Source organism: Streptomyces sp. NPDC059009, assembly GCF_042740175.1.
In the GTDB taxonomy this organism is placed as follows: Bacteria; Actinomycetota; Actinomycetes; order Streptomycetales; family Streptomycetaceae; genus Streptomyces.
Map to the genome: position 1 here is coordinate 1 of NZ_JBHYJB010000017.1, position 24823 is coordinate 24823.

Consider the following 24823-nt stretch of genomic DNA (forward strand, 5'->3'; position numbering starts at 1 on the left):
AGGCCGTTCAGGCCGATGGGGGTCTGGGGGCGCAGCCCCCAGGAGGGCGTCTCAGGGGCGACGGAGTCGCCGTTTCGGGAAGGGGCGGGATTGGGGAAAGGCCCCGCAGGGGGGAGGGGGCCCGAACGATTCCGTGCTACGAAGGATCATGCCCACTCGCTATGACGCCGTCATCGTCGGCGGCGGCCACAACGGCCTGGTCGCCGCCGCCTATCTGGCCCGCGCGGGGCGCAGCGTCCTGCTCCTGGAGCGGCTCACCCGCACCGGCGGCGCCGCGGTCTCCACCAACCCCTTCGCCGGGCTCGACGCACGGCTCTCCCGCTACTCGTACCTCGTGAGCCTGCTGCCCCGGAAGATCGTCCGGGACCTGGACCTGGACTTCCGCGTGCGCACCCGCACCGTCTCCTCGTACACCCCGACCGAGCGGGCCGGGCGGCCCACCGGCCTGCTGGTCGGCGGCGGCGACGCCCGCACCCGCAAGGCGTTCGCGCGGCTGACCGGCGGCGAGCGGGAGTACGAGGAGTGGCGGCGCTTCTACGGCATGACCGGGCGGCTCGCCGAGCGCGTCTTCCCGACCCTCACCGAGCCGTTGCCCACGCGCGACGAACTGCGCCGCCGCGTCGACGACGAGACCGCCTGGCGCGCCCTCTTCGAAGAGCCCATCGGCGTCGCCGTCGAGGAGCGCTTCACCGACGACCTCGTACGAGGCGTCGTCCTCACCGACGCGCTGATCGGCACGTTCGCCGACGCCCACGACCCCTCGCTGCGCCAGAACCGCTGCTTCCTGTACCACGTCATCGGCGGCGGCACCGGCGCCTGGGACGTGCCCGTCGGCGGCATGGGCGCCCTCACCACGGCCATCGCGGACGCGGCCCGGGCGGCGGGCGCCCGCCTCGCCACCGGCCACGAGGCGACCCGTATCGAGACGGACGGGCAGACCGCCGAGGTCACCTATCGCACCGCCGACGGCGAGGGCACCGTCGCCGCCCGCCACGTCCTGGTCGGCGCCTCGCCGCAGGCCCTCGCCGAACTCACCGGCGACGCCCCGCCCGCCCCCGCCGAGGGCGCCCAGCTCAAGGTCAACATGCTCCTGACCCGGCTGCCGCGCCTGCGCGACACCTCCGTGGACCCGGCCGAGGCGTTCGCCGGGACGTTCCATATTGCGGAGGGGTATGAGGAGTTGGCGGCCGCCCACGCCCAGGCCGCCTCCGGCCGGCTGCCCGCCGCGCCGCCCTCCGAGATCTACTGCCACTCCCTCACGGACCCCTCGATCCTCGGCGACGAGCTTGTCGAGCGCGGCTACCAGACCCTCACGCTCTTCGGCCTGCACGCACCCGCCCGGCTCTTCGCCGACGACAACGACGCTGTCCGCGCGGAGCTGCTCAAGGCGACCCTCGCGCAGCTCGACGCGCACCTGGCCGAGCCGGTCGCCGACTGCCTCGCCACCGACGCCGAGGGCCGCCCCTGCATCGAGGCGAAGACCCCGCTCGATCTGGAGCGTGATCTGCGGCTGCCCGGCGGCAACATCTTCCACCGTGACCTCGCCTTCCCGTACGCCCAGGAGGGCACGGGCCGTTGGGGCGTGGAGACCGCGCACGCCAACGTCCTGCTGTGCGGGGCGGGCGCGGTGCGCGGCGGCGGCGTCAGCGGGGTGCCGGGGCACAACGCGGCGATGGCGGTGCTGGGGGAGTAGCAGGGGGCGTGTACGGTCGACAGTCGATCGATCGGCCTGGTCGGGTCGACGGTCGATCGATCGGCCCGGTCGGCCGTACGCAGGACAGGGCCCGGCTCAGGAGCTCAGAAAGGGGGCGCCGCGATGGCTTCCCGCCGCGGGGGCGCCGCCCCCACCTTCACCGAGCAGGCCCGCCGCGCCCAGCTCATCGAGTGCACCATCGACCTGATCGCCACCAAGGGCAGGCCCGCGACGTCGCTCGCGGCGATCGCCGAGCGCGCGGGCCTGTCCAAGGCCGCGGTCCTCTACCACTTCTCCTCCAAGGACCAGCTCACCCAGGCCGCGTTCGCCCACGTCCTGGAGCAGTTCACGGCGTACGTGAACGAGAAGGTGGCCGCCGAGTCCGACCCCCGCGCCGCCGTCATCGCCTACGTCCGCGCGATGGTGGGCTACCAGCAGGCCCACCGCCGCCACGTCCGCGTGATCACCGAGACGCTCCTCGACGACGCGGGCGGCACCCGCCTCAAGACCCCCGGCGGCCACGACACGGCGGACCGCCGGCAGGCCCTGGCGGAGCTGCTCGCGGCGGGCCAGCGGGGCGGCGGCTTCCGGGAGTTCGAGCCGCGGGCGGTGGCCCTGGCGATCGGCGGCGCCATCGACGGCGTGATCGCGCACTGGCTCGCCCACCCCGGACTCGACCTGGACGCGGCGGCCGACGAACTGGTGACGTTCACGCTCCACGCGATCGAGCGGCATCAGTAGCCGCGGTGCCCGTGTCACGGGCGGCGTGCGAACGACGGCGCGTGCTCCGGCCGTACGCCCACCCCACCCAGGTACCCCGCGACGGTCCGCAGCGCGGGCACCGCACGCAGCAGCCGGAGCGGCAACGGCAGCCGGTCACCCCGCAGCGTCCCCTTCAGGGCGGGCCTCAACAGCATGGCGTGCTCGCCCAGTTGGGACTTCTGTGTGAAGGTGGTGGGCAGTGTGCGGCGCTTCTGCACCCGCTCCAGGTCGCGCCCGCGCACCGAGCCGCTCCGCAGCGGCCCGGCGAGGATGCGCGCGGCGGCGACGGCGTCCTGGACGGCGAGGTTGACGCCGACCCCGCCGACCGGCGACATGATGTGCGCGGCGTCCCCGATGCACAGGAGCCCCGGCCGGTGCCAGCGGGCGAGCCGCCCCATGGTGACCTCCAGGAGCTTCACGTCGTCCCAGGAGCGGATCTCCGCCATGGCCTCCATGTCCCAGCCGAGCAGTGAGCCGAGCCGCTCGCGGAACCGGTCGATGCCCTGGGCGCGCAGCTCGGCGTCGGTGCCCTTCTTGATGAGGTAGGAGGTCTGGTAGTAGTCGCCGCGGTCCATGGTGGCGGCGACCTGGCCGTCCCGGATGCTGAGGAAGACCCGGCCCTCCTTGACCGCGTCGCGCGGCGCGGGCACCCGAACCTGCCATACGTCCATGGGGACTTCGAAGGAGGCGGGCGTCAGGCCCGCCTCCCGGCGCACCAGTGAGTCCCGCCCGTCGCAGGCCACGGTCAGGTCCGCGGCGAGCTCCCCGGGCGTGCCGTCCCCGTCGCCGTGGTCGGTGTAGTGGACCCCCGTCACGCGCCCGGCGGCGTCCCTGCGCAGTCCCGTCACGGCCGTGCGCATCCGCAGCGTGAAGGACGGCTCCTCGGCGGCCGCGCCCGCGAGCAGGTCGAGGAAGTCCCACTGCGGGACCATCGCGATGTACTTGTGCCGGCCGGGGATGCGGCGCAGATCGCCCGCGACGACCGTGGCGTCGTCGATGTGCATGCGCATCTCGTGCAGCCTGCGGGCAGGCAGCCGCGCGAAGCGTTCGCCCAGGCCGAGTTCGTCGAGCAGGCGCAGCGTCGAGGGGTGCACGGTGTCCCCGCGGAAGTCGCGCAGGAAGTCCCCGTGCTTCTCCAGGACGGTGACGTCGAGCTCGGCCCGGGCGAGGAGCAGTCCGAGCATCATGCCCGCGGGGCCGCCGCCGACGACACAGCACGTCGTACGTTCCATTTCTCTTCCCTCCCTGGGAGCGTGCGCCCCAGACTAACCGATCGGTCAGAAGACTGACCGCTCGGTCAGTTCCCCGCCCGGTCAAAGAATCTGACACTGCATCAGAAAATCTCTTCCGTCGTCCGGACGGCTGCGGCATCCTGCGCCCATGCAGACGGAGCTGAGCAAGAAACTGGGAGTCGAGCACGCCATCTTCGGCTTCACGCCGTTCCCCGCCGTGGCAGCCGCCATCAGCAGGGCCGGCGGCTTCGGTGTGCTCGGCGCGGTGCGGTACACGGCGCCCGACGACCTGGCCCGCGACCTCGACTGGATGCAGGAGCACGCGGACGGCAGGCCGTACGGTCTCGACGTCGTCATGCCCGCCAAGAAGGTCGAGGGCGTCTCCGAGGCCGACGTCGAGGCGATGATCCCCGAGGGGCACCGGCAGTTCGTCCGGGAGACCCTCGCCAAGCACGGCGTGCCCGAGCTCCCCGAGGGCGAGGCGTCCGGCTGGCGCATCACCGGCTGGATGGAGCAGGTCGCCCGCAACCAGCTCGACGTCGCCTTCGACTACCCCATCAAACTCCTCGCCAACGCGCTGGGTTCACCGCCCGCCGACGTCATCGAGCGCGCCCACAACCACGGCGTCCTCGTCGCGGCGCTCGCGGGCAGCGCCCGGCACGCGCAGAAGCACGCGGAGGCGGGCATCGACATCGTCGTGGCGCAGGGCTACGAGGCGGGCGGGCACACCGGCGAGATCGCCTCCATGGTGCTCACGCCCGAAGCCGTCGAGGCCGTCGACCCGTTGCCGGTCCTCGCCGCCGGGGGCATCGGCAGCGGACAGCAGATCGCCGCCGCTCTCGCCCTCGGCGCACAGGGCGTCTGGCTCGGCTCGCTCTGGCTGACCACGACCGAGGCCGACCTCCACTCGCCCGCCCTGACCCGGAAGTTGATCGCCGCGGGCTCCGGGGACACCGTCCGCTCGCGCGCCCTCACGGGCAAGCCCGCGCGGCAGCTGCGTACCGAATGGACCGACGCCTGGGACGACCCGGCCGGACCCGGCACGCTGCCGATGCCCCTGCAGGGCCTGCTCGTCGCCGAGGCCGTGTCCCGGATCCAGAAGTACGAGGTGGACGCCCTGCTCGGCACCCCCGTCGGACAGATCGTCGGCCGGATGAACAGCGAACGCAGCGTGCAGGCGGTCTTCGACGACCTGACGCGTGGCTTCGAGCGCGCCATCGACCGCGTCAACCGCATCGCCGGAAGGAGCGACAAGGCATGAGCACGGTGAGCACTTCGACCCCGCCCAACGGCTTCTGGGCCCAGGCCACGGCCGACCCCGACCGCACCGTCCTGACCGCACCCGACGGGGAGGAGTGGAGCGCGGGACGGCTGCACGCCGCCGTGAACCAGCTGGTGCACGGGCTGCGGGCGGCGGGTCTCGAGAAGGGTGACGTGTTCGCCGTCGTCCTGCCGAACAGCGTCGAGTTCTTCGCCGCGTATCTCGCCGCCTCCCAGGCCGGGTTCTACCTCGTCCCCGTCAACCACCACCTGGTCGGCCCGGAGATCGCCTGGATCGTCTCCGACTCCGGCGCCAAGGTGCTGATCGCGCACGAGCGCTTCGCCGAGCAGGCGCGGGCCGCCGCCGACGAGGCCGGGCTGCCCGAGACGCACCGCTACGCCGTCGGCTCCGTCGACACCTTCCGGCCCTACGCCGAACTCCTCGACGGGCAGAGCGGGTTGCCGCCCACAGACCGGACCCTCGGCTGGGTCATGAATTACACCTCCGGTACGACGGGACGTCCCCGCGGCATCCGCAGGCCGCTGCAGGGCAAGCTCCCCGAGGAGGCGTACCTCGGCGGCTTCCTCGGCATCTTCGGCATCAAGCCGTTCGACGACAACGTCCACCTCGTCTGCTCGCCGCTCTACCACACGGCCGTGCTCCAGTTCGCGGGCGCCGCCCTGAACATCGGGCACCCCGTCGTCCTCATGGACAAGTGGACGCCCGAGGAGATGCTGCGCGTCATCGACACATACAAGTGCACGCACACACACATGGTGCCGACCCAGTTCCACCGCCTCCTCGCCCTCCCGCAGGAGACCAAGGACCGTTACGACGTGTCCTCGATGCGGCATGCGATCCACGGCGCCGCGCCCTGCCCCGACCACGTCAAGCGCGGCATGATCGACTGGTGGGGCAGCTGCGTGGAGGAGTACTACGCGGCCAGCGAGGGCGGCGGCGCCTTCGCGACGGCCGAGGACTGGCTGAAGAAGCCGGGCACGGTCGGAAAGGCGTGGCCCATCAGCGAGTTGGCGGTCTACGACGACGACGGCAACCAGCTGCCCGCCGGTGAACTGGGCACGGTCTACATGAAGATGAGGACCGGCGGATTCTCGTACCACAAGGACGAGGCCAAGACGAAGAAGAACCGCATCGGCGACTTCTTCACGGTCGGCGACCTCGGCGTGCTCGACGAGGACGGCTACCTCTTCCTGCGCGACCGCAAGATCGACATGATCATCTCGGGCGGCGTCAACATCTACCCCGCCGAGATCGAGGCCGGACTCCTGACCCACCCCGCCGTCGCCGACGCCGCCGCGTTCGGCATCCCGCACGACGACTGGGGCGAGCAGGTCAAGGCCGTCGTCGAGGTCGCCGAGGGACACGAGGCCGGGGAGGCCCTCGCGGCGGAGATACTCGCCCACTGCGAGAGCCAACTCGCGGGCTACAAGCGCCCCAAGAGCGTCGACTTCATCGAGACGATGCCCCGCGACCCGAACGGCAAGCTGTACAAGAGGCGGCTGCGGGACCCGTACTGGGAGGGACGGGAGCGCGCCGTCTGAGCCGCCCCTGGCGAGGGAGCCCGGCTCACCCCGGTCCGTGAGGGCCGATGGCGAGGGCCGATGGCGAGGACCGGTAGTGCGGCGCCGGCTACCGCCGGCCCGCCCCGCCCGGCATCCCCCACGCGACCCCCGTGTGCTGCGGCGCGATCCACTGCGCGGGGCGGCGCACGGGGAACGACTCGTGCGGGGCGTACTCGCGGACGTGCCCGCCGTCGAACGTGACCTTGACCCGGTCGCGCAGCACCGTGACCCGCTTCGCCCGATACCAGTGGCCGCCCAGGTGGACCTCTTCGTTCTTGAGGAGGAACTGCGCGGGCTTCGCGTAGTGGGTGTAGCCGTTGGCCGGGGTGGTCACCGGTCTGCCTTTCCGCTCGTGGCCGGATCGCCGGCCGGGATCGCCGGCCGGGAGTCGTTGGTCGGTTCCGTCATTCTCGCGTCGCCCGGGGTCCTGCGCATGAGGCGAAGGTCCCATCGGGTGGGCCGTTGCCCGGGCCGACTACGATGGCCGCGGGCCGTGACTGGCGCTGAGGTGGAGCACCACCGGGGAGCGGCCCGGCTCCATGCCGATGCCGTGCGCCTGGGCGACTCACCTATGAGGCTCAGGAGTGGCACATGGCCCGCATACAGCAGTCGGCCCAGCCGTCGGATCAGCGCTCGGCCCGGCTCATGGACGGCACCGGACTCGCCCGGAGCATCGTCGCGTCGAGCGCGGAGGCCGCCGCCGACATCAGGCGGCGTACCGGTACGTCCCCCTGTCTGGCGACCGTCCTGGTCGGCGAGGACCCGGCCTCGGTGACGTACGTCCGGATGAAGCGCGCCCGCTGCGAGAAGGCGGGCATCACCTCGCGGCACGTCGCCCTGCCCGCCTCCGTCGGCACCGCCGAGCTGGTCGACACGATCGGCGCCCTGTCGGCGGATCCGGACGTGCACGGCATCCTGCTCCAGCACCCCGTCGGACCGCACATCGACGAGCGCGCCGCCTTCGAGGCCATCGATCCGGCCAAGGACGTCGACGGCGTCACCATGCACTCCTTCGCGGCTATGGGCTTCGGCCTGCCCGGCTTCGTCTCCTGCACGCCCGGCGGGATCATGCGGCTCCTCGACGCGTACGACGTCGACCTGACCGGCAAGCACGCCGTCGTCGTCGGGCGCAGCGCCATCCTCGGCAAGCCCGCGGGCCTGCTCCTGCTCGGCCGGGACGCCACTGTCACGTACTGCCACTCCCGCACCACCGACCTCTCCGCGATCGTGCGCGAGGCCGACGTCCTGCTCGCCGCCGTCGGCCGGCCGCGCTTCATCGCCGGTGCGGACATCAAGCCGGGCGCCGTCGTGATCGACGCCGGCTACAACCCGGGAAATGTCGGAGACGTCGACTTCGACGCCGCCCGGGAGCGGGCAAGCCTCATCACGCCCGTGCCCGGTGGCGTCGGGCCCATGACCATCGCCGTGCTCCTCGCCCAGACGGTGGAGGCCGCACAGCGCCAACTCGGCCTCGGCTGACGGGAGTCGGCCCGCCCTCTCGGTACGGGAGAGGGCGGGCCGATACCCGTATCGGACGAGTGGTCGGTCAGTGGCGCTCGCGCACCCGCTGCACCGTCAGCTCCGGGTCGCTCAGGATGTCCTTCTCGCAGAACCGCGACGTCACCCAGCGGCCCTGCGAGAACAGCTCCGTCTGGTCCCTGAAGTGGGCGGAGCCGGGATTCGGGGACTGGGAGTAGGTCAGGAGCGTGCGGGCCTCGGGGCAGCGGCCCTTGTCCCAGCCGACGGCCTGGATGTGGCTGGAGCCGTGCTGGACCTCGGTGTAGCCGCCGCCCCGGGCGTCCCAGTCGGCCTCGACCTTGTTCCAGACGCCGAGCCCCTCCGTGCCGCCGTGCACGGGCAGCCGCTTCCCGCCGCGCGTGACGAACTGGTTCCCGCCGAGCGGGGCGTCCAGGGCGATGCCCGCGCCGGTCAGCTCCGTGACCGTGTCGGCGAGGGCGGCCGTGAAGCCCTTCGCGTCGGTGTTGACCGTGTTCGGGGTGCGCACCGGGTCGGCCGCCGAGAACGGCACCTTCCACTGCTCGGCCTTCGGCACCGTGGCCGTGAACCTGCGCCAGAAGCGGTCGAAGAGCAGTGCACCCCGGCTCTTCGTCGTCATCGCGTGGTCCCAGGAGGCGAGCGCCGCGCACGCCGTGCGTACGTCGACGGGCTTGCCGTCACTGCCCGTTGCCGTCCCGCCGGGCAGCGCCGCACAGGCGCGCGCGACATCCGCGGCGGCCAGGTCACCGGCGGGCACCCGGTCCGCGAACTGCTGCTTCTGCAGGTCGGAGACGGTCAGCCTGCCCTTCTTCGCCATCGCCGAGACGTCCTCGATGGCGCCGCGCGTGCGCAGGGAGCGCTGCGTACCGATGTCCCCGAAGATCCGCTCGTAGCCGGTGAGCGGGTGGTCGGCGTTGGTGAGCCAGGCGCTGTTGTTGGAGTTCTCGACGTACGGCGCGTCCTTGAGGGTCGGCATCCGGGACGGCCCGAAGATGCCGGGCTGCAGGGCGTCCTTGTCCCGGCCGAGCGCGCAGTCGGTGCGCGAACCGTCCAGGATCGCCAGGCCCGCCTGCGGATAGGTGACCTTGCCGAGCGGCGTGGAGCAGCGCGCCGCCAGGTCGTCGGTGATGCGCGGCAGCACCTGCGACTGGCTGAGCAGGGAGTGGCCCGCGCGGTCGGCGGCGACGGTGTTCACCCAGGGGAGGCCCTGGGTGTCGCGCAGGGAGCGCCGGATGTCGGCGGTGGAGCGGGCCCTGCCGAAGCCGAGGTCGGTGTCGTTGCCGCGCAGATTCACCGCGTTGGGGTCGTTGAGGGCGTACGCCGTCGTCTTCGTCCAGGTCAGCGGGAGATCGGCGCCGAGGCCCGCGACGACCGGGCCGTACCGGGTCCAGTACTGGGTGCGGGTGACCGGGGTGCCGCTCTTGTCGGGCACCGTGACCGTCCGGCGGGTCATCTTCTCCGGCTTGCCGTCGACCAGATACGCGGTGGGGTCCGCGGGGTCGAGGGTGAGCTGGTGGAGGTTCAGGGTGGTGCCGGTCGCGACGGTGTGGCTCCAGGCGACGTTGCCGTTGAAGCCGATGTTGACGACCGACGTGCCGACCAACGAGCCGCCGGAGACGTTCAGTTCACCGGGGATCGTCTGCTGTGACTGCCAGAAGCGGCGGCCGCCGTGCCACGGGTAGTGCGGATTGCCGAGCAGCAGGCCGCGTCCGTTCGCCGTGGTCTTCCCGCTGAACGCCACCGCGTTGGAACCCATGTCGGCGTCCTCCGTCGACAGCAGCTCACGCGCGGCCTTCCCGGTCTTCGCCGGGTCGGGCGCGTGCCGCTCGCTCGCGGCGGCCGGGGGAGTGGCGGCGGCGATGCCGTCGACGGCCCGCCCCTGCCCGCCGAGCACCTGCACCGCGAAGCCCATCCGGGCCACGTCCAGCGGCTCGATCCGCTTGACCCAGTCGGCGCCCTTGCACTTCGGGTCGGTGACGCGGTTCTGCCGCAGCCAGGCGTTGTAGCCCGCGGCGAAGCCCCGCATCAGGTCCTTCGAGTCCCGGCTCGCCCCGGCGGGCGCGGGCTTCCCGACGAGCTTCTCCACCGTGCCCGCGTCCCGAACGCCCCGGAAGTACAGGTCACTTGAGAGGTTCGTGGTCGCCGACGACAGGGAGCCGTCGGGCTTCCCGTCCTTGCCGAAGTAGCGCGAGCGCTCGCCGCGCACCGTCGCATAGCCCTCGGCGAGCGTGCACACATGGTCGGCGGCCTGCGCCCAGCCGGTGCCGAACCCGAGGTTCCGGTAGTCCTTGGCGACGATGTGCGGAATGCCGTACTGGGTGTAGCGGATCGTGGCGGACAGGCCGCCGCCGGAGCGGCGCGCGCCGTCCTCCGGCTCGGCGCGCGCCGACGCGGGCAGCAGGGCCACGGCGGTCAACAAGGTGATGCCGGTGGCCGTCAAGCGTCTGGTGCGGGTACGCATCATGCCTCTTCGTGCCTCCCAACTCGTCTGACGGAAGGTGCAGTTGCGCATACTAAGCGGTAGGTCACTGGTGGGTACACCGTGTTGACCCGTGTCTTTCGCGCCGCCGCACCCCCCTTGACCGGCGTCCCCGACGCCCCCGAGGATCACGCCATGACGGGCCTCACAGGTGTGACGGGTGTACGCGACAACACGGTCGACGGCGTCCTGCGGCGCAGCGCGCGGCGCATGCCACGGCGGGCGGCGCTCCACTACGGCGACCGTTCCTGGACCTACGCCGAACTCGACGACGCCGTCTCGCGCGCGGCCCGCGCCCTGCGCGACGAGGGCCTTGCCGCCGGCGACCGCGTCGCCGCCTACGCCCACAACTCGGACGCCTACCTGATCGGCTTCCTCGCCTGCGCCCGCGCGGGCCTGGTGCACGTCCCGGTCAACCAGAACCTCACCGGCGACGAACTCGCGTACATCGTCGGCCAGTCGGGCAGCTCCCTGGTCCTCACCGACCCGGACCTCGCCCCCCGCCTCCCGGGCACCCTGCGCACCCTCCCGCTGCGCGACACCGACGACTCCCTCCTCGCCCGCCTCCCCGCGACCGCTCCCTACGACGGCCCGCAGCCCTCTTCCGAGGACCTGGCCCAACTCCTCTACACCTCGGGCACGACGGCCCTCCCCAAGGGCGCGATGATGACCCACCGCGCCCTCGTCCACGAATACGTGAGCGCGCTGCACGCCCTGGACCTCAGGGAGACCGACCGGCCCGTGCACTCGCTGCCGCTGTACCACTCGGCACAGATGCACGTCTTCCTGCTGCCCTATCTGGCGGTCGGCGCCGAGAACACGATCCTGGACGCCCCCGACGCCGGCCGGATCTTCGACCTGGTGGCGGCGGGCCGGGCCGACAGCCTCTTCGCCCCGCCCACGGTCTGGATCGGCCTGTCGAACCACCCCGACTTCGCCACCCGCGACCTGAGCGCCCTGCGCAAGGCGTACTACGGGGCGTCGATCATGCCGGTACCGGTACTGGAGCGGCTGCGCGCCCGCCTCCCGGACCTGGCCTTCTACAACTGCTTCGGCCAGAGCGAGATCGGCCCCCTCGCCACGGTCCTCGGCCCCGGGGAGCACGAGGGCCGCATGGACTCCTGCGGGCGGCCCGTGCTGTTCGTGGAGGCCCGGGTCGTCGACGAGTCGGGCAAGGAGGTGCCCGACGGCACGCAGGGTGAAGTGGTCTACCGCTCCCCGCAGTTGTGCGAGGGCTACTGGGACAAGCCCGCGGAGACCGAGGGGGCGTTCCGCGACGGCTGGTTCCACTCGGGCGACCTCGCGGTGCGCGACGCCGAGGGCTATTTCACCGTCGTCGACCGGGTGAAGGACGTCATCAACTCCGGCGGCGTCCTGGTGGCCTCACGCCAGGTCGAGGACGTCCTGTACCAGCACCCGGGGGTCGCCGAGGCCGCGGTGATCGGGCTCCCGGACGACCGCTGGATCGAGGCCGTGACGGCGGTGGTCGTCCGCAAGGGAGCCCAGAGGGACCCGGGGGACCTCGGTGACCTCTCCGAGTCCGAACTCCTCGCCCACGCACGCGAGAAGCTCGCCCACTTCAAGGTGCCCAAGCGCATCGTGTTCGTGGAGGCACTGCCGCGCAACGCCAGCGGGAAGATCCTCAAGCGGGAGCTGCGGGACCGGCTCAGCGGGGCGTGACCCGGGCGCCGTTGATGACCGCCCGGAAGATCCACGCCAGGCGCTCCTCGGGGGAGCCGGAGACCAGGTCGGAGCCGAGGGCCGCGATGCGGGGGTGGGTGGCGGGGTCGGCGTCGCGTACGGCGGCGGCGATCGCGTTGTCCTCGCCCTCGGCCGTCGTGGAGTGGGAGCGGGTGGAGTGCTCGGCCGCCGTCGCGGTGGCCACCTGGAGCAGCACGTCGATCCCCCACGCGGCCTGGGCGTCGGGCACCTCGCCCTCGTGCAGGAGGGCCAGGAGCGCCTCGACCAGGGAGAGGTAGTTGGGGCCCGAGGGGCGGGAGACCAGGGCGGAGTGGGCGAGGCTGGGGTTGTCGAACAGGACGCGCGTGTACGAGTCGAGGACCGCGGCGAGCCGGTCGCGCCAGTCGCCGTCCGCCCGGGCCGGGGTGAGGTCGACCGCGCCGAGGAGCTCTTCGAGGATCGCGGCGTGCAGCTCGGCGGTGTTCGCCACGTACACGTACAGGGAGGCCGGGCCGGTGTCGAGCTCCTGGGCCAGGCGGCGCATGGTGACGCGCTGCAGGCCCTCGCTCTCCATGAGCCGGACGGCGGTCGCGACGATGCCGTCGTAGGTGAGGGCGGGCTTGGCGGGCCGCTCGCGGCGGCTGCGGGGGGCGGGGGTGCGCGGGCTCATGGGATCCACCGTATCGAACATGTTCGGGGCGAACTGGTTCGCCCCGAACGGGGGTTGTCGCTCACTCCGCGTGCGCTCACGCCGCGTGCGCGCCCTCGGGCTGCGCCGCCTTGGGCAGGAGGCGGACCAGGGCGAGGCAGCCCGTGGTGACGGCGAGCATCACGATCAGACTGACCGTCATGGCGTGCGCCTGGCCGCCGCCGAGCGTGTGGAAGAAGACCGTCGTCATCACGGCGGAGCCGATCGCGCTCGCCAGCTGCTGGATCGCGCTGAGCGACCCGCTGGCGCTCCCGGCCTCCTCCGCGCTGACGTCACCGAGGGCGATGTCGAAGAGGGTGCCGAAGCAGGACCCCATGCCGAGTCCGATCAGGAGCGTCGCCGGGACGAGCGCCCACACGTTCAGCCCGGTCCCGTACGCGAGGACGAGCCCGAGGGTCCAGGCGCCACCGAGGAGGGTGAGCACGAGGCCCGCGAGGATGAGACCCCGGCCGAGCCTCGGCATCAGCGGCCGCACCGCGAACGCCGAGATGATGATGCCGACGGCGATGGGGCTGAGGGAGAGCGCGGCGCCGGTCGGGGTGCGGCCCATGCCTTCCTGGAGGAAGAGCGAGATCACATACATCAGGCCGCTGACCACGGCGAAGTACGCGAGGCCCATGATCAGGCCCGAGGTGAAGCCCCGGTTCTTCAGGAGCGTGGGCCGCAGCAGCGGGTCGGCGGCGGTGCGCTGGCGGAGGCAGAAGAGACCGAAGGCGACCGCGCCGACGACGAGGCAGCCGACGGGGAGCACGCCCCAGCCGTCGGTGGAGCCCTCGATGAGACCGAACATCAGCGTGCCCATGGTGAGCGCGAGCAGCCCGGAGCCGATCCCGTCGATGACGGTGGACCGCTCGCCCCGGCCCCGGGGCAGGATGCGGACGGCGGCGACGAGGGCGGCGGCGCCGAGCACGATGTTGATCAGGAACATGAAGCGCCAGCCGGCCGCGTCCACGAGGAAGCCGCCGAGCACGGGCCCGCCGACCGTGGCCACGCCGAGCAGCGGCCCGAAGATGCTGAACGCCTTGCGCATCATGTCGCGGTCGAAGTGCCGCGTCATGATCGCGATGCCCTGGGGGATCATCAGCGCCCCGAAGGAGCCCTGGAACAGGCGGGCCACGACGATCATGCCCGGGTCCGCGGCGAGCCCGCAGGCGGCCGAGGCGAGCGTGAACCCGGCGAGCCCGACGAGGAAGACCCGGCGCTGCCCGAACTTGTCGCCGAGGCGCCCGCCGAGCACCAGGAGCACGCCCATCGCGAGCGCGTAACTGGAGCCGAGCCACTTGATGAGGCCCTCGCCGCCGCCGATGTCCTTGACGATCGTGGGCGCGGCGATGTTGGTGAGCGTGGAGTCGAGCAGGTCCATGGCGTCGGCCGCGAGGACCACGCCGAGGATCGCCCACATCACCTTGGTGGACAGCCGTGCGGGGGCCGCCTGCCCGGAGGCGGAGGCCGTGGCGGTTGTGGTGTCGGTGGACATGGCGACCACCCCTTTCCTGGTGCGAACGCGAGGCGCGCACGGGTGCGCGAACGAACACGTCCACCATAACGAACATGTTCGTAGCGAACAAGTTCGTCAGGGATGCGGGGTGGTGCGGGGGGTCGTGCGCGGGGTCGTGTCGGAGGTGGTGTGCGAGGCGGTGCCCCGGCCGGGGTGCCGGGCCGCCGTGGCGGCGATGCGCTCGGCCTTCTCGGCGGCCTCGGTGAGCAGCGGCTCGTACCGGTCGAGGGTGGCGCGGAGCCGGGGGTCGGTACGGGCGCGCAGGAACTCCTCCTGCAGGGCGGCGAGTTGGCGGTGGATGCGGCGGCGCAGCAGGTGCTGGTCGAGGGGGTCGGGCGCGGGGGTGCGGGTGTGCTCCGCGTAGGCGGCGAGGTCGTGGTGGAGGGCGGCGAGCCGGTCCGGCACATGCGGGGCGCGGTGCTCGGGCCAGAGGAGATAGCCGACGACGAGGGCGATCGCGCAGCCCACGAGGGTGTCGGCGAGCCGGGCGCCCAGCAGGGTCGTTCCCTGGTGCCCCATCTGGTCGGCCAGCAGGATCATGATGGGGGTCAGGCAGATGGTCTGGAGCGCGTAGTTGCGGCGCCCGACGGCCTGCAGCGTGGCGGTGAGCACCACGACGGCGGCGATGCGCGGCCAGGCACCGGGCAGCACGGTGAGCGCCGCGTACCCGATGAGCAGCCCGCCCACGGTGCCCAGGCAGCGCAGCAGGGTGCGCCCGGTGACGGTGCCCAGGTCGGGCCGGACGATCAGCGCGACGGTGAGCACGAGCCAGGGCGCCCGGGGGAGCGAGGTGAGCGAGGCGACCGTCTGCGCGGCGGTGACGCAGGCGGTCAGGCGCAGGGCGTACTGCCAGGACTCGGGGTCGCGCAGGGTCCGGCCGAGAGCGGTGCGCAGCCGGGTGCGGACGGGGGTGTGGGGGCCGAGGCGGCGATGGACGACCGGAGCCGGGCCGGTGGACCGGACGCCTTCGTCCAGGGCGCCTTCATCCGGGGCGGCTTCGTCCGGGACGGCTTCGTCCAGGACGGTGTGTTCGAGGGCGGCGCGCAGGGCGCGGTCCTCCGGGGTGCGGGGCGCAGGGAGCCGCCCGAACTCGGCCTCCGGGGCGCCCTGTTCGATGGCGTCGGCGAGGGACCGCAGGGCCTGGACGTACTCCGGCGGGGGCGGACTCGCGGCGTGCCGGACGGCGGGCGCGGCGGCGATGACCTCGACCAGCGCGTCGAGGCGCGCGGTGAGGACGGCCGGGACGGAGCGGTCCCTCGGCGGACGCAGCCGCCGTACGACGAGGAGGTCGTAGGCGTGGTTCATGGCACCGGTGACGGCGCGGCGGGCCTGCGGCCAGGGGGTGGGTGCGGGGGCGGACGACGTACCGCCGGCAGCCCGTTCCCGCCCCGCCTCCAGCAACCCCGCCACCGCCCGGTACGCCTCCGCGACCGCCGTCCGCTCCGCGCGGTGGCGGCGCAGCGGCCACGGGGCCAGGGACAGCAGCATCAGGGGAAGCCCGCCGGCGAGGAACAGGAGCGGCTGCTGCCACCACGGGCCCGTCGGCGGCATGCCCAGGCCCATGATCGAGGCGAGCAGCAGCACCAGGCCCGCCATCGAACTGACCCTCCCCAGCGTGGAGATGAGCCCGGAGACGACGGCCACCACGGCCATCAGCACGATCGCCGCCCACGCCTGCCCACCCGTGAGACGCCCGAGGGCCAGCCCGGCCGCGCCGCCGAGCTGGGGCAGGAACAGGGACAGCGCCCGCACCCGGTAGGAGCCGGAGCCGACGTCGTCCAGGGCGGCGCCATAGGCACCGAGCGCCGCGGCCGCGCCCGCCACCGGATGGCCGGTCGCCTGGCCCACCGCGAGCGGGACGAGGATGCCCGCCCCGCCGCGCACCACAAGGGCACGGTCGACCGGATGGGGCCGCCCGCTCAGCGCGTGCCGCCACCACGGCGGCGGTACCTGCGGGGAGGCGGGAGCGGACGGGTTCAGGGGGTGTGCCGGGTCCGTCATCAGTAGCGCATGTCCATCGCGGCCCGGACCTCGTCCAGGGTGGCCTCGGCCACGGCGTTGGCCCGCTCGTTGCCGGTGCGCAGGACCTTCCGTACGTACGAGCGGTCCGCGGCGAACTCCTCCCTGCGCGCCCGCAGCGGCGCGAGGTGCTCGTTGACCGCCTCGGTGACGGTCCGCTTGAGCGCGGCGCCGCCGCCGTCGCCGATCTCCCTCGCGACCTCGTGCGGGTCCCGGTCCTGGCACAGGGCGGCGAGCAGCACGAGGCTGGAGACCTCGGGCCGGTGCTCCGGGTCGTATGTGATCTGCCGCGTCGCATCCGTCTTCGCGCCCTTGATGAGCCGCGCGGTCTCGTCGGCGGTCGCGGACAGGGAGATCGCGTTGCCCCGGGACTTGCTCATCTTCGTGCCGTCCGTGCCGAGCAGCAGCGGCGCGGCCGAGAGCAGCGCGTCGGGCTCCGGAAAGACCTGTCCGTAACGGGAGTTGAAGCGCCGGGCCACGGTGCGGCTCACTTCGAGGTGCGGCAACTGGTCCTGTCCCACGGGCACCACGTTGGCCTTGCAGAAGAGGATGTCGCACGCCTGGTGGACCGGATAGGTGAACATCAGGCCGCTCACCGCCGACTGACGGGAGTGGGCGATCTCGTCCTTGACGGTGGGGTTGCGGCCCAGTTCGGAGAAGGAGACCAGCGAGAGGAATGGCAGCATCAGCTGGTTGAGCGCGGGCACGGCGCTGTGCGCGAAGACCGTGGACCGCTCGGGGTCGATGCCGCAGGCCAGATAGTCCAGGACCAGGTCCTCGACGTGTTCGGCGAGGTGGTCGGCGATGTCCCGGTCGGTCAGCACCTGGTAGTCGGCCACCAGGATGTACGTGTCCACGCCCAGGTCCTGGAGGCGGACGCGGTTGCGCAGCGTGCCGAAGTAGTGGCCCAGGTGGAGGGCGCCGGTGGGGCGGTCGCCGGTCAGCACGCGGAAGGAACCTGGCTCGCGTCGCAGCCGGTCCTCCAGCTCGGCCGTGCTGGTCGGGCTGGTCGTGGTGGCCGGACCGGCCTGGCCGGTGATGGTGGTCTCGCCGGTCGTGCCGGTGGCGCCGGTCGAAGGGGTCGAGGTGCTCATGAGCTTCTCCTGCCGTCGGGGTCGGAGGCCGCCGCCGGACGGGCAGGTGCTGTGAGGAAGAAGCACAGACCGGACCGTCCGCGTGAACGGCCCGGGGTATGCCTTGTGGGTGGCCGCTCCTAGAGGGAGCGCCACCAGCAGAGACAAGGCACGTTGGGCATACGGACATGCTAGCGCGTGAACGCGCGGGCGACGCAGGGTCTTTGTCCCTTCACTTCCCCCGGCCGAGAGTCACGCGCAGCTCGTACCGGTCGGCCCGGTAGGTCTCCCGGCTGTCGGCGCACGGGGCGCCGTCGGCGTCGTGGGAGAGGCGGGTCGTGTGCAGGACCGGCGCCGGTGCGGAGAGGTCGAGGTGGCGCCGCTCCTGGGCGGTGGCGAGGGCGGCGCGGGCCGTGTACTGGGCGGTCGCCGGGGCGTGCCCGGCCGCGACGAGGAGCGCGAACAGGGAGGCGCTCGTGAAGTCGGCGTCGGCGAGGGCGGGCGCCACGGCGGCCGGGACGAGGTCGTGCGAGACACAGACCGGCAGCCCGTCGAGGGAGCGCAGCCGGTGCAGCTCGAACACGGCCGTACCGGTGGGCAGTTGGAGCCGTTCGGCCTCCTCCGAGCGTGCCTTGCGGGTCCGGGCGAGCAGGACGCGGGCGGTGACGGCGCGGCCGAGGCGGCGGTTGACGTCCGCGAACCCGGCGAGGGCCGAGGCGTCCGCCGCGTGCGTGAAGCCGACGTCGGCGACCCGCCACCCGCGCCGGGGCGACGAGTCGACGAGGCCCTCCTCCTTGAGCGCGGTCAGGGTGCGGCGCAGCGTGACGCGGCTGACGGCGAGCTGTTCGCACAGATACCGCTCGGAGGGCAGCCGCTGGCCGGGGGCGAGGGCGCCGGTCGCGATGGCGTGCGCCAGGGACTGCTTCGCGAGGAGATACGGGGGCTGGGCGCCGTCCGCCGGGACGGGGTCGAAGCGCGGGGCGCCGGGCGGGCCGGGCGCTCGCGGAGCAGGGGACATCGGGGGGACGCCTTTCCGTCGTACGGGGGCGAAGGTCCGTCGGTGCGGGGCCGAGGACCAGACTTTTATCTGGTATGGCTCTGGTATATCTGGAGAGGCAGGCAGGGGGGAACACGCCACGCCGGGACCGCGGCATCGCACCGCACCGCAGCACGACCGCAGCAACCGCAGCAACCGCGGCAACCGCCGCACAGCGCAGCGCGCCGAGGCCGCCCGGCAGCCGTCTCCGACCGGAAGGACCCCCTCATGTCCCGCATCCTCGACCTGGACAGCACCCGGCTGGCCGCCCTGCGCGGCCGCGCCCTGACCGCCTCGGTCGCCGCCAGTGAGGGCCGCGCCGTGGTCGGCGAGGTCTGGCCGAACACGGCGATGCTCGCCAGCGCGCACGAGACCGGCGGCGTCTCCAACATCGAGCTGGTGGCCGCCTTCGGCGGTGACATCGTCATCCTCAACATGCTGGAGAAGGTCTTCGACGGCGAGCGCTGGAACCTGCCCGTCCTCGGCGAGTTCGCCTCCCTCGCGGACCTCGCCGACTTCGTGGGCCGCCCCATCGGCGTCAACCTCGAACCGGGCGACGTGCCCGACGGCCGCAAGGCCACCGACGACAACGCCCGCCGCCTCGTCGACCAGGGCGCCGCCCTGCTGTGCGTGACCGCCAACCCGGCCACCGGCGCCGACCTCGACGACATCGCCCGCACCAGTGAGCGGCTGCGCGCCGCGCTCGGCGACGACGCGGCGATCTGGTCCGGCAAGATGCACATGGCCGGGCGCTCCGAGCCCCTGGACGCGGCCGGGATGACGGCCGTCGCCGAGGCCGGGGCCGACGGCGTCCTGGTGCCGCTGCCCGGCACCGTGCCCGGCGTCACCCGTGAGATCGCCGCCGAGGCCGTGCGCGGCATCCACGCAGCCGGGGCCATCGCCATGGGCACCATCGGCACCAGCCAGGAGGGCTCGCACCAGAACCTCGTGCCCCAACTCGCCCTGAACGCCAAGGAGATCGGCGTCGACGCCCACCACATCGGCGACGCCTACGTCGCCGGGGCCATGGACCCCGAGTTCCTCTACGCCTACTCGGTGGCGATCCGCGGCCGCCGCCACACCTGGCACCGCATGGGCCGCAACGGCCGCAAGCGCGGCTGAGCCCCCGCGGCAGCGCCCGCGGGCGGGTCCGCGCCCCCGCGGGCGGGTCCGCGCCCGGGCGACGTGCGGTCGGCCCACCCCCGTCGGATCATGGAATACCGGTTCGGTGCACGAGCCAGGGCCACGGACGGGAGGACGCCGGTGGAGCTGGACTCCTCGTCGCCGCGGCCCCTGCTGTCCGTGGCGCCCGAGACGGTGCTCGCGGCCGCGGGGGCGGCCGCCGCGGCCGCACCACTGGGCCGCGAGTACCGGATCCTGCGGCAGATCGTGGAGGGCACACAGGCCGGCGTCGCGGTCCTCGACACCCGCCTCCGCTATCTGTACGTCAACCCGCGCATGGCCCGCATGAACGGCCTCCCCGCCGCCGCACACCTGGGCCGCACCCTCGCCGATGTCGTGCCCGACGTGCACCGGCCCGAGGAGGCCCTGCGCGCGGTGCTGCGCGACGGGCGCCCCCGTGAGCTGGTCGGCTCGGGCCGCACCCGGGCCATGTCCACGTACGAGCACCGGGTGTGGCGCAGCACGTACCACCGGCTGTGCGGCCCGGACGGCGCGGTCGTCGGGGTGGTGGGCATCGGCCTGGAGGTCAGCCAGCCGCGCCGGTACCTGCGGAACCTGGAGCGCGCGCATCTGCGCATGACCCGGCTGCACACCGCCGAGGCGCGGATCGGCACCACCCTGGACACCGACACCACGTGCCAGGAGCTCGCCGACTTCGTGGTGCCGGGGCTCGCGACCGGCGCGACCGTCGAGCTGGTCGTCGAGGACGTGCCGGGGCGGCCCTGCCGGGTGCCGGCGGGCGTCACGCGGCTGCGGCGGGCGGCCGTGAGCGCGCAGGAGGGGTTCCGGGAGAAGCTGCGGCCACTCATCTACGGGGGCGACGACGGCGCCGGGGGCGAGTACACCGATCACGGCCCGGACTCGCCGGTGCGCCGCTGTCTGGAGGGCGGGCGGCCCCTGCTGCGGAACCTGTCGATGACCGGGCCCGTGCCCGGCCCCGACAAGGAGCGGGCCGCCCGCTACCGCGCCGCGGGCGTCCACTCGGTCCTGGTCGTGCCCCTGGCCACCGGGGAGCGGACGATCGGCACGCTCGCGATGGTCCGGCTCTGGCCCGCGCCCGCCTTCACCCGCGACGACACCGCGGTGGCCGAGGAGCTCGCCGAGCGGGCGTCGCGGGCGCTCGAGCGCTCCTTGCAGTTCGCCCGGGAGCACACCATGGCCCTCGAACTCCAGCGGGCCCTGCTCAGCGAACCGTCCGTGCCGCACCCGAACCTGGAGACGGCATCGCGCTATCTGCCCGCCGACGACAGCGCCGTGGTGGGCGGCGACTGGTTCGACTCGCTCGCCCTGCCGCAGGGGCGCAACCTCCTGGTCATCGGGGACGTGATGGGGCACGGGGTGGAGGCGGCCGTGGCCATGAGCCACTACCGGTCCATGCTGCGCGCCCTCGCCGCCACCGGACTGCCGCCGCACCAGGTCCTCGCCCAGGCCGACCACATGGTCGCGGCCTCCGGCTTCGACCGCGTCGCCACCTGTCTGCTCGCGCTCGGCGACTCGGCCGCGGGCACGATGACGTACGCGAACGCGGGCCATCTGCCACCGCTCCGGCTCACCCCGCAGGGCCAGGCCGAGCTGCTGCCGATAGTGGCCGGACCCCCGCTCGGCACCGGGCTCGGCGGCTACGGGAGCGTCGTGCGGCCCGCCCTGCCCGGCGGCACCCTGCTGCTCTACACCGACGGTCTGGTGGAGCGCAGGGGCGAGGACATCGACTCCTCGCTCGCCCGACTGACCCGCCTGCGGCTCGGCGCCGGGGACGGCCTGGAGCAGATCCTCGACGACGTCCTCGCCCAGCTGACGGACGGGCGGGCCCACGACGACATCGCCCTGCTCGCGGCCCGGAAGCGCGCCACGCCCGCGGGCTGAGCGCCCGTTCGAGGAGGGGCCGGGCCTGGAGGAGGGGCCGGGCCTGGGGGAGGGGCCGGGCCTAGCCGACCAGCGACTGCGTGCCGATCACCGACAGCAGCGCGAGCCGTTCGGCGTCCTCGCTGCCGGGCTCGGCCGTGTAGACCATGACGCGCACGTCGCTGCCCGCGACCGTGAGCACATCGCAGTCCAGCGTGAGGGCGCCCACCTCGGGGTGCGCGATGGTCTTGCGCGACGCCTCGTGGCGGCCGACGGCCCCCGCGTCCCACAGCCCCGCGAACCGCTCGCTGTGCGCGCGCAGTTCGGCGATCAGACGCCGCAGCCGCTGGTCCGCCGGATAGCGGCGCGCGGCCTCGCGCAGATCGCCGACCACCGCGCTCTCCAGTGCCTCCTGCGACTGCGTGGTGTGCCGCACCCGCTCGTTGGTGCCGAGGAAGGTCCGCCACGCGCCGTTGCGCTCCCGGCCGTGCCGCTCGCCCATCAGGGCCGTGTACAGCGGGTTGGTCAGCAGCAGCGTCCACGACGCGTCGGAGACCGCGACGGGCGTCCCGGTCAGCCGGTCCAGCATCCGGTGCACGCTCGGCGTGATGTACGCGGGCACGGTGCCCTGCCCCGGCGGTACGAGCCCGGCGGCGTGGAACAGCTGCTCGCGCTCGGCGCCCGACAGGCGCAGCGCCCGCCCCAGCGCCTCGACGACCTGCTCCGAGGGGTTGGCGGCGCGGCCCTGTTCCAGACGGGTCACATAGTCGACGGAGATCCCGGCCAGCATCGCGAGCTCCTCGCGGCGCAGCCCGGCCGCGCGCCGGTGCCCGCCCGCCGGGAGCCCGGCCGCAGCCGGGGAGACCCGGTCCCGCCAGTGCCGCACCATCCGCCCGAACTCCGTGGTCGCCATGCCCCCACTGTGCACCGTCGCGCGCCGCTCTTCCTGGTACTGCGAGTCCCAGGAAGACCGGACTCCTGGCTGCCCGCGCCCGGCCGCCGCACGCTGGACCCATGACCACCACACTGATCACCGGAGCGAACAAGGGTCTCGGCTTCGAGACCGCCCGCCGACTCGTCGCCGCGGGACACACCGTCTGCATCGGCAGCCGTGACGCCGGGCGCGGCCGCCGCGCCGCCGAGCAACTCGGCGCGCGTTTCGTCCAGTTGGACGTCACCGACGACGCGTCGGTGGCGGCCGCCGCCAAGACCGTCGAGGCCGACGGCGGGCTCGACGTCCTCGTCAACAACGCGGGCATCGAGTCGCGCGGCCCGGGCAACAGCGTGATCGGCGCCGCCGCGCTGACCGCCGACATGATGCGGGAGACCTTCGAGACGAACGTCTTCGGCGTGGTGCGCGTCCTGCACGCGTTCCTGCCGCTCCTCGCCCGCTCGGCGGCCCCGGTCGTCGTCAACGTCAGCAGCGGACTGGCCTCGCTCGCCCACGCCACCGACCCGGACAACCCGGCCTTCGGCTACCCGGGCGTCGCCTACCCCGCCTCGAAGACGACGGTCAACATGCTCACCGTCCAGTACGCGAAGGCGTTCCCGGCGATGCGGATCAACGCGGTGGAGCCGGGCTTCACCAGGACCGACCTGAACGGGAACACCGGCGTCCAGACCGTCGAGCAGGGCGCCGAGATCATCGTGCGGATGGCGCAGGCGGGCGCGGACGGGCCGACCGGCGGCTACGTCGACGCCCGGGGCACCCTGCCCTGGTAGCCGCACCTGCGCTAGGGGAGGGCGCCCGCGAGGACCGTCGTCACGACCTTCCGTACGGCATCGGTCGTCGGCGGCGTCGCGTGCCGGTCGGCGAAGAGGAGGTGTCCGGCGCCGATCAGGGTGGGCGCGAGCGTGCCGACGTCGGCGTCCGCCGCGAGCCGGCCGAGGGCGCGCTCGGCGTCCAGGTAGGCGGCGAGCATCGCGGTGGCCTCCGTCAGGAGGGGGATGCCGACCGGGGTGAACTGCCGCAGCCGGGCCCGCAGTTCGTCCCGCGAGGTGATGAGGCCGACGATCGCGACGGCGACCGACTCGAAGAGGTCGGCGAGGGCCTCGGCGAGCCGGTCCGCGACATCGCCGGTCCCGGCGGCCGCGCACAGGGCGGCGGAGCGCGCCTCGATCCGGGCGACCCGGTCGCGGACGAGCTCGGCGAGGAACGCGTCGAAGTCTTCGAAGTGCCGGTGCAGGACGCCCTTGGCGCAGCCCGCATCGGCCGTGACGGCCCGGCTGGTCAGGGCGCTCGGGCCGGCCCGGAGCAGGACGCGTTCGGCGGCGGCGAAGAGCTGCTCGCGCGGGTCACGGATGGCCACGCCGGTCGGCGGCACTGGAGCACTTCCTCGGTCTCGACGAGTGGGCATGTGCCCGCTTATAGTGGGCGCATGCCCACTATACCGCCGGAGCGTGCCCCGCTCCGGGAGCCGCCGCCCGCCCAAGAGCCGCACCGGGCACGGGAGATGGCGGAGTCCTTCGGCACGGACCCGGCCCGCTACGACCGCGCCCGGCCCCGCTACCCCGACGCCCTGATCGAGCGGATCGTCGCGGAGAGCCGGGGACCTGACCGGCCTGACAGCCCCGGCAGCCCTGGCAGCCCCCGTCTCCCTGACCGCCCCGGCCTCCTCGACGTGGGCTGCGGCACCGGCATCGCCGCCCGCCAGCTCCAGGCCGCGGGGGCGCGGGTGCTCGGCGTCGACGTGGACGCGCGCATGGCCGCCTTCGCGCGCGAGCGCGGCCTCGACGTGGAGGTGGCGGCCTTCGAGACCTGGGACGCCGGGGGCCGCACCTTCGACGCCGTCGTGGCCGGGCAGACCTGGCACTGGATCGATCCGGTCGCGGGCCCGGCCAGGGCGGCCGGCCTGCTCCGGCCCGGCGGGCGTCTGACCGTGTTCTGGAATGTGTTCCTGCCCGCGCCGGAGGTGGCCGCGGCCTTCGCCGAGGTCCATCAACGGGTCCTGCCCGACGCGCCGTTCAACCCCTGGGCGCGGACCACGGCCGACGGCTACGCGCCGGTCCTCGCCAAGGTGGCGGAGGGCATACGGGAAGGGGGCGCCGGACGGTTCGGCGCCCCCGAGGAGTGGCGCCACGACTGGGAGCGGACCTATCCGCGCGACGCGTGGCTGGAGCAGCTGCGCACCGGCGGCGACGCCTCTCAGATCCCGCCCGACAGGCTGGAGGTGCTGCTCGCGGGCGTGGGCGAGGTCATCGACGGGATGGGCGGCGCCTTCACCATGCCGATCCGCACGATCGCCCTCACGGCCGTGCGCGCGGCAGGCGGCTGAGG

General features: G+C 73.4%; 20 protein-coding genes and 1 riboswitch. Of the genes, 10 read left to right on the forward strand and 10 right to left on the reverse strand.

Going from position 1 to position 24823, the window contains the following annotated elements; translation table 11 throughout:
* Positions 1–148: 148 nt before the first annotated feature.
* Positions 149–1693, forward strand: coding sequence for a phytoene desaturase family protein (locus tag ACFWYM_RS18465; protein ID WP_384837621.1), 1545 nt, complete (start codon positions 149–151; stop codon positions 1691–1693).
* A 123-nt stretch (positions 1694–1816) separates the two neighbouring features.
* On the forward strand, positions 1817–2434 hold the full coding sequence (locus ACFWYM_RS18470) for a TetR/AcrR family transcriptional regulator (RefSeq protein WP_384837624.1): 618 nt from the start codon (positions 1817–1819) through the stop codon (positions 2432–2434).
* A 14-nt stretch (positions 2435–2448) separates the two neighbouring features.
* On the opposite strand, the gene ACFWYM_RS18475 is transcribed toward ACFWYM_RS18470, so the two are convergent.
* Complete coding sequence (locus tag ACFWYM_RS18475; RefSeq protein WP_384837627.1) at positions 2449–3687, reverse strand: FAD-dependent oxidoreductase; 1239 nt, start codon at positions 3685–3687, stop codon at positions 2449–2451.
* Between the two features lie 148 nt (positions 3688–3835).
* On the opposite strand from ACFWYM_RS18475, the gene ACFWYM_RS18480 reads away from it, so the two are divergent.
* Positions 3836–4948, forward strand: coding sequence for an NAD(P)H-dependent flavin oxidoreductase (locus tag ACFWYM_RS18480; RefSeq protein WP_384837630.1), 1113 nt, complete (start codon positions 3836–3838; stop codon positions 4946–4948).
* Positions 4945–6510: an acyl-CoA synthetase gene (locus ACFWYM_RS18485; protein ID WP_384837632.1), complete on the forward strand. Its 1566-nt coding sequence runs from the start codon at positions 4945–4947 to the stop codon at positions 6508–6510. Before ACFWYM_RS18480 ends, ACFWYM_RS18485 begins: the two co-directional genes overlap by 4 nt.
* A gap of 88 nt (positions 6511–6598) precedes the next feature.
* Here ACFWYM_RS18485 and ACFWYM_RS18490 read toward each other — a convergent pair whose 3' ends face one another.
* On the reverse strand, positions 6599–6865 hold the full coding sequence (locus ACFWYM_RS18490) for a hypothetical protein (RefSeq protein ID WP_384837634.1): 267 nt from the start codon (positions 6863–6865) through the stop codon (positions 6599–6601).
* 149 nt (positions 6866–7014) lie between these two features.
* A riboswitch (ZMP/ZTP riboswitch) is annotated at positions 7015–7100 on the forward strand.
* Positions 7101–7122: 22 nt separating this feature from the next.
* On the opposite strand from ACFWYM_RS18490, the gene ACFWYM_RS18495 reads away from it, so the two are divergent.
* Entirely contained in the window at positions 7123–8010 is an 888-nt protein-coding gene (locus tag ACFWYM_RS18495) for a bifunctional 5,10-methylenetetrahydrofolate dehydrogenase/5,10-methenyltetrahydrofolate cyclohydrolase (protein ID WP_384837637.1), read from the forward strand.
* A 67-nt stretch (positions 8011–8077) separates the two neighbouring features.
* Here ACFWYM_RS18495 and ACFWYM_RS18500 read toward each other — a convergent pair whose 3' ends face one another.
* Positions 8078–10489: a penicillin acylase family protein gene (locus ACFWYM_RS18500; RefSeq protein ID WP_384838041.1), complete on the reverse strand. Its 2412-nt coding sequence runs from the start codon at positions 10487–10489 to the stop codon at positions 8078–8080.
* Positions 10490–10642: 153 nt separating this feature from the next.
* On the opposite strand from ACFWYM_RS18500, the gene ACFWYM_RS18505 reads away from it, so the two are divergent.
* Positions 10643–12187 carry an acyl-CoA synthetase gene (locus tag ACFWYM_RS18505; protein WP_384837639.1) on the forward strand — a complete coding sequence of 515 codons (1545 nt, stop codon included), beginning with the start codon at positions 10643–10645 and terminating at the stop codon, positions 12185–12187.
* On the opposite strand, the gene ACFWYM_RS18510 is transcribed toward ACFWYM_RS18505, so the two are convergent.
* From ACFWYM_RS18510 to ACFWYM_RS18530, 5 genes are all read right to left on the reverse strand, one after another.
* On the reverse strand, positions 12174–12857 hold the full coding sequence (locus ACFWYM_RS18510; RefSeq protein ID WP_384837642.1) for a TetR/AcrR family transcriptional regulator: 684 nt from the start codon (positions 12855–12857) through the stop codon (positions 12174–12176). The two genes, ACFWYM_RS18505 and ACFWYM_RS18510, sit on opposite strands and share 14 nt — an antisense overlap.
* 76 nt (positions 12858–12933) lie before the next feature.
* Positions 12934–14373 carry an MFS transporter gene (locus ACFWYM_RS18515; protein ID WP_384837645.1) on the reverse strand — a complete coding sequence of 480 codons (1440 nt, stop codon included), beginning with the start codon at positions 14371–14373 and terminating at the stop codon, positions 12934–12936.
* A 96-nt stretch (positions 14374–14469) separates the two neighbouring features.
* A complete protein-coding gene (locus tag ACFWYM_RS18520) occupies positions 14470–16395 on the reverse strand; it encodes an FUSC family protein (RefSeq protein WP_384837647.1) in 1926 nt (641 codons plus the stop codon).
* Entirely contained in the window at positions 16395–17507 is a 1113-nt protein-coding gene (trpS, locus tag ACFWYM_RS18525) for a tryptophan--tRNA ligase (protein WP_384837650.1), read from the reverse strand. The genes ACFWYM_RS18520 and trpS overlap by 1 nt, the downstream gene beginning before the upstream one ends.
* 211 nt (positions 17508–17718) lie before the next feature.
* Positions 17719–18504 (reverse strand): GntR family transcriptional regulator, encoded by a 786-nt coding sequence (locus ACFWYM_RS18530; RefSeq protein ID WP_384837653.1) that lies wholly within the window; start codon positions 18502–18504, stop codon positions 17719–17721.
* 246 nt (positions 18505–18750) lie between these two features.
* On the opposite strand from ACFWYM_RS18530, the gene ACFWYM_RS18535 reads away from it, so the two are divergent.
* Positions 18751–19644 carry a hypothetical protein gene (locus tag ACFWYM_RS18535; RefSeq protein WP_384837655.1) on the forward strand — a complete coding sequence of 298 codons (894 nt, stop codon included), beginning with the start codon at positions 18751–18753 and terminating at the stop codon, positions 19642–19644.
* Positions 19645–19785: 141 nt separating this feature from the next.
* Positions 19786–21567 carry a SpoIIE family protein phosphatase gene (locus ACFWYM_RS18540; RefSeq protein WP_384837658.1) on the forward strand — a complete coding sequence of 594 codons (1782 nt, stop codon included), beginning with the start codon at positions 19786–19788 and terminating at the stop codon, positions 21565–21567.
* Between the two features lie 61 nt (positions 21568–21628).
* Here ACFWYM_RS18540 and ACFWYM_RS18545 read toward each other — a convergent pair whose 3' ends face one another.
* Entirely contained in the window at positions 21629–22459 is an 831-nt protein-coding gene (locus ACFWYM_RS18545; RefSeq protein WP_384837661.1) for a helix-turn-helix transcriptional regulator, read from the reverse strand.
* 101 nt (positions 22460–22560) lie between these two features.
* On the opposite strand from ACFWYM_RS18545, the gene ACFWYM_RS18550 reads away from it, so the two are divergent.
* Positions 22561–23268: an SDR family NAD(P)-dependent oxidoreductase gene (locus ACFWYM_RS18550; protein WP_384837664.1), complete on the forward strand. Its 708-nt coding sequence runs from the start codon at positions 22561–22563 to the stop codon at positions 23266–23268.
* An 11-nt stretch (positions 23269–23279) separates the two neighbouring features.
* Here the strand turns inward: ACFWYM_RS18550 and ACFWYM_RS18555 are convergent, their stop codons facing one another.
* Positions 23280–23870 (reverse strand): TetR/AcrR family transcriptional regulator, encoded by a 591-nt coding sequence (locus ACFWYM_RS18555; RefSeq protein ID WP_384837667.1) that lies wholly within the window; start codon positions 23868–23870, stop codon positions 23280–23282.
* 54 nt (positions 23871–23924) lie between these two features.
* Between ACFWYM_RS18555 and ACFWYM_RS18560 the strand changes: the two genes are divergently transcribed.
* Entirely contained in the window at positions 23925–24821 is an 897-nt protein-coding gene (locus ACFWYM_RS18560; RefSeq protein WP_384837670.1) for a class I SAM-dependent methyltransferase, read from the forward strand.
* Positions 24822–24823: the final 2 nt, after the last annotated feature.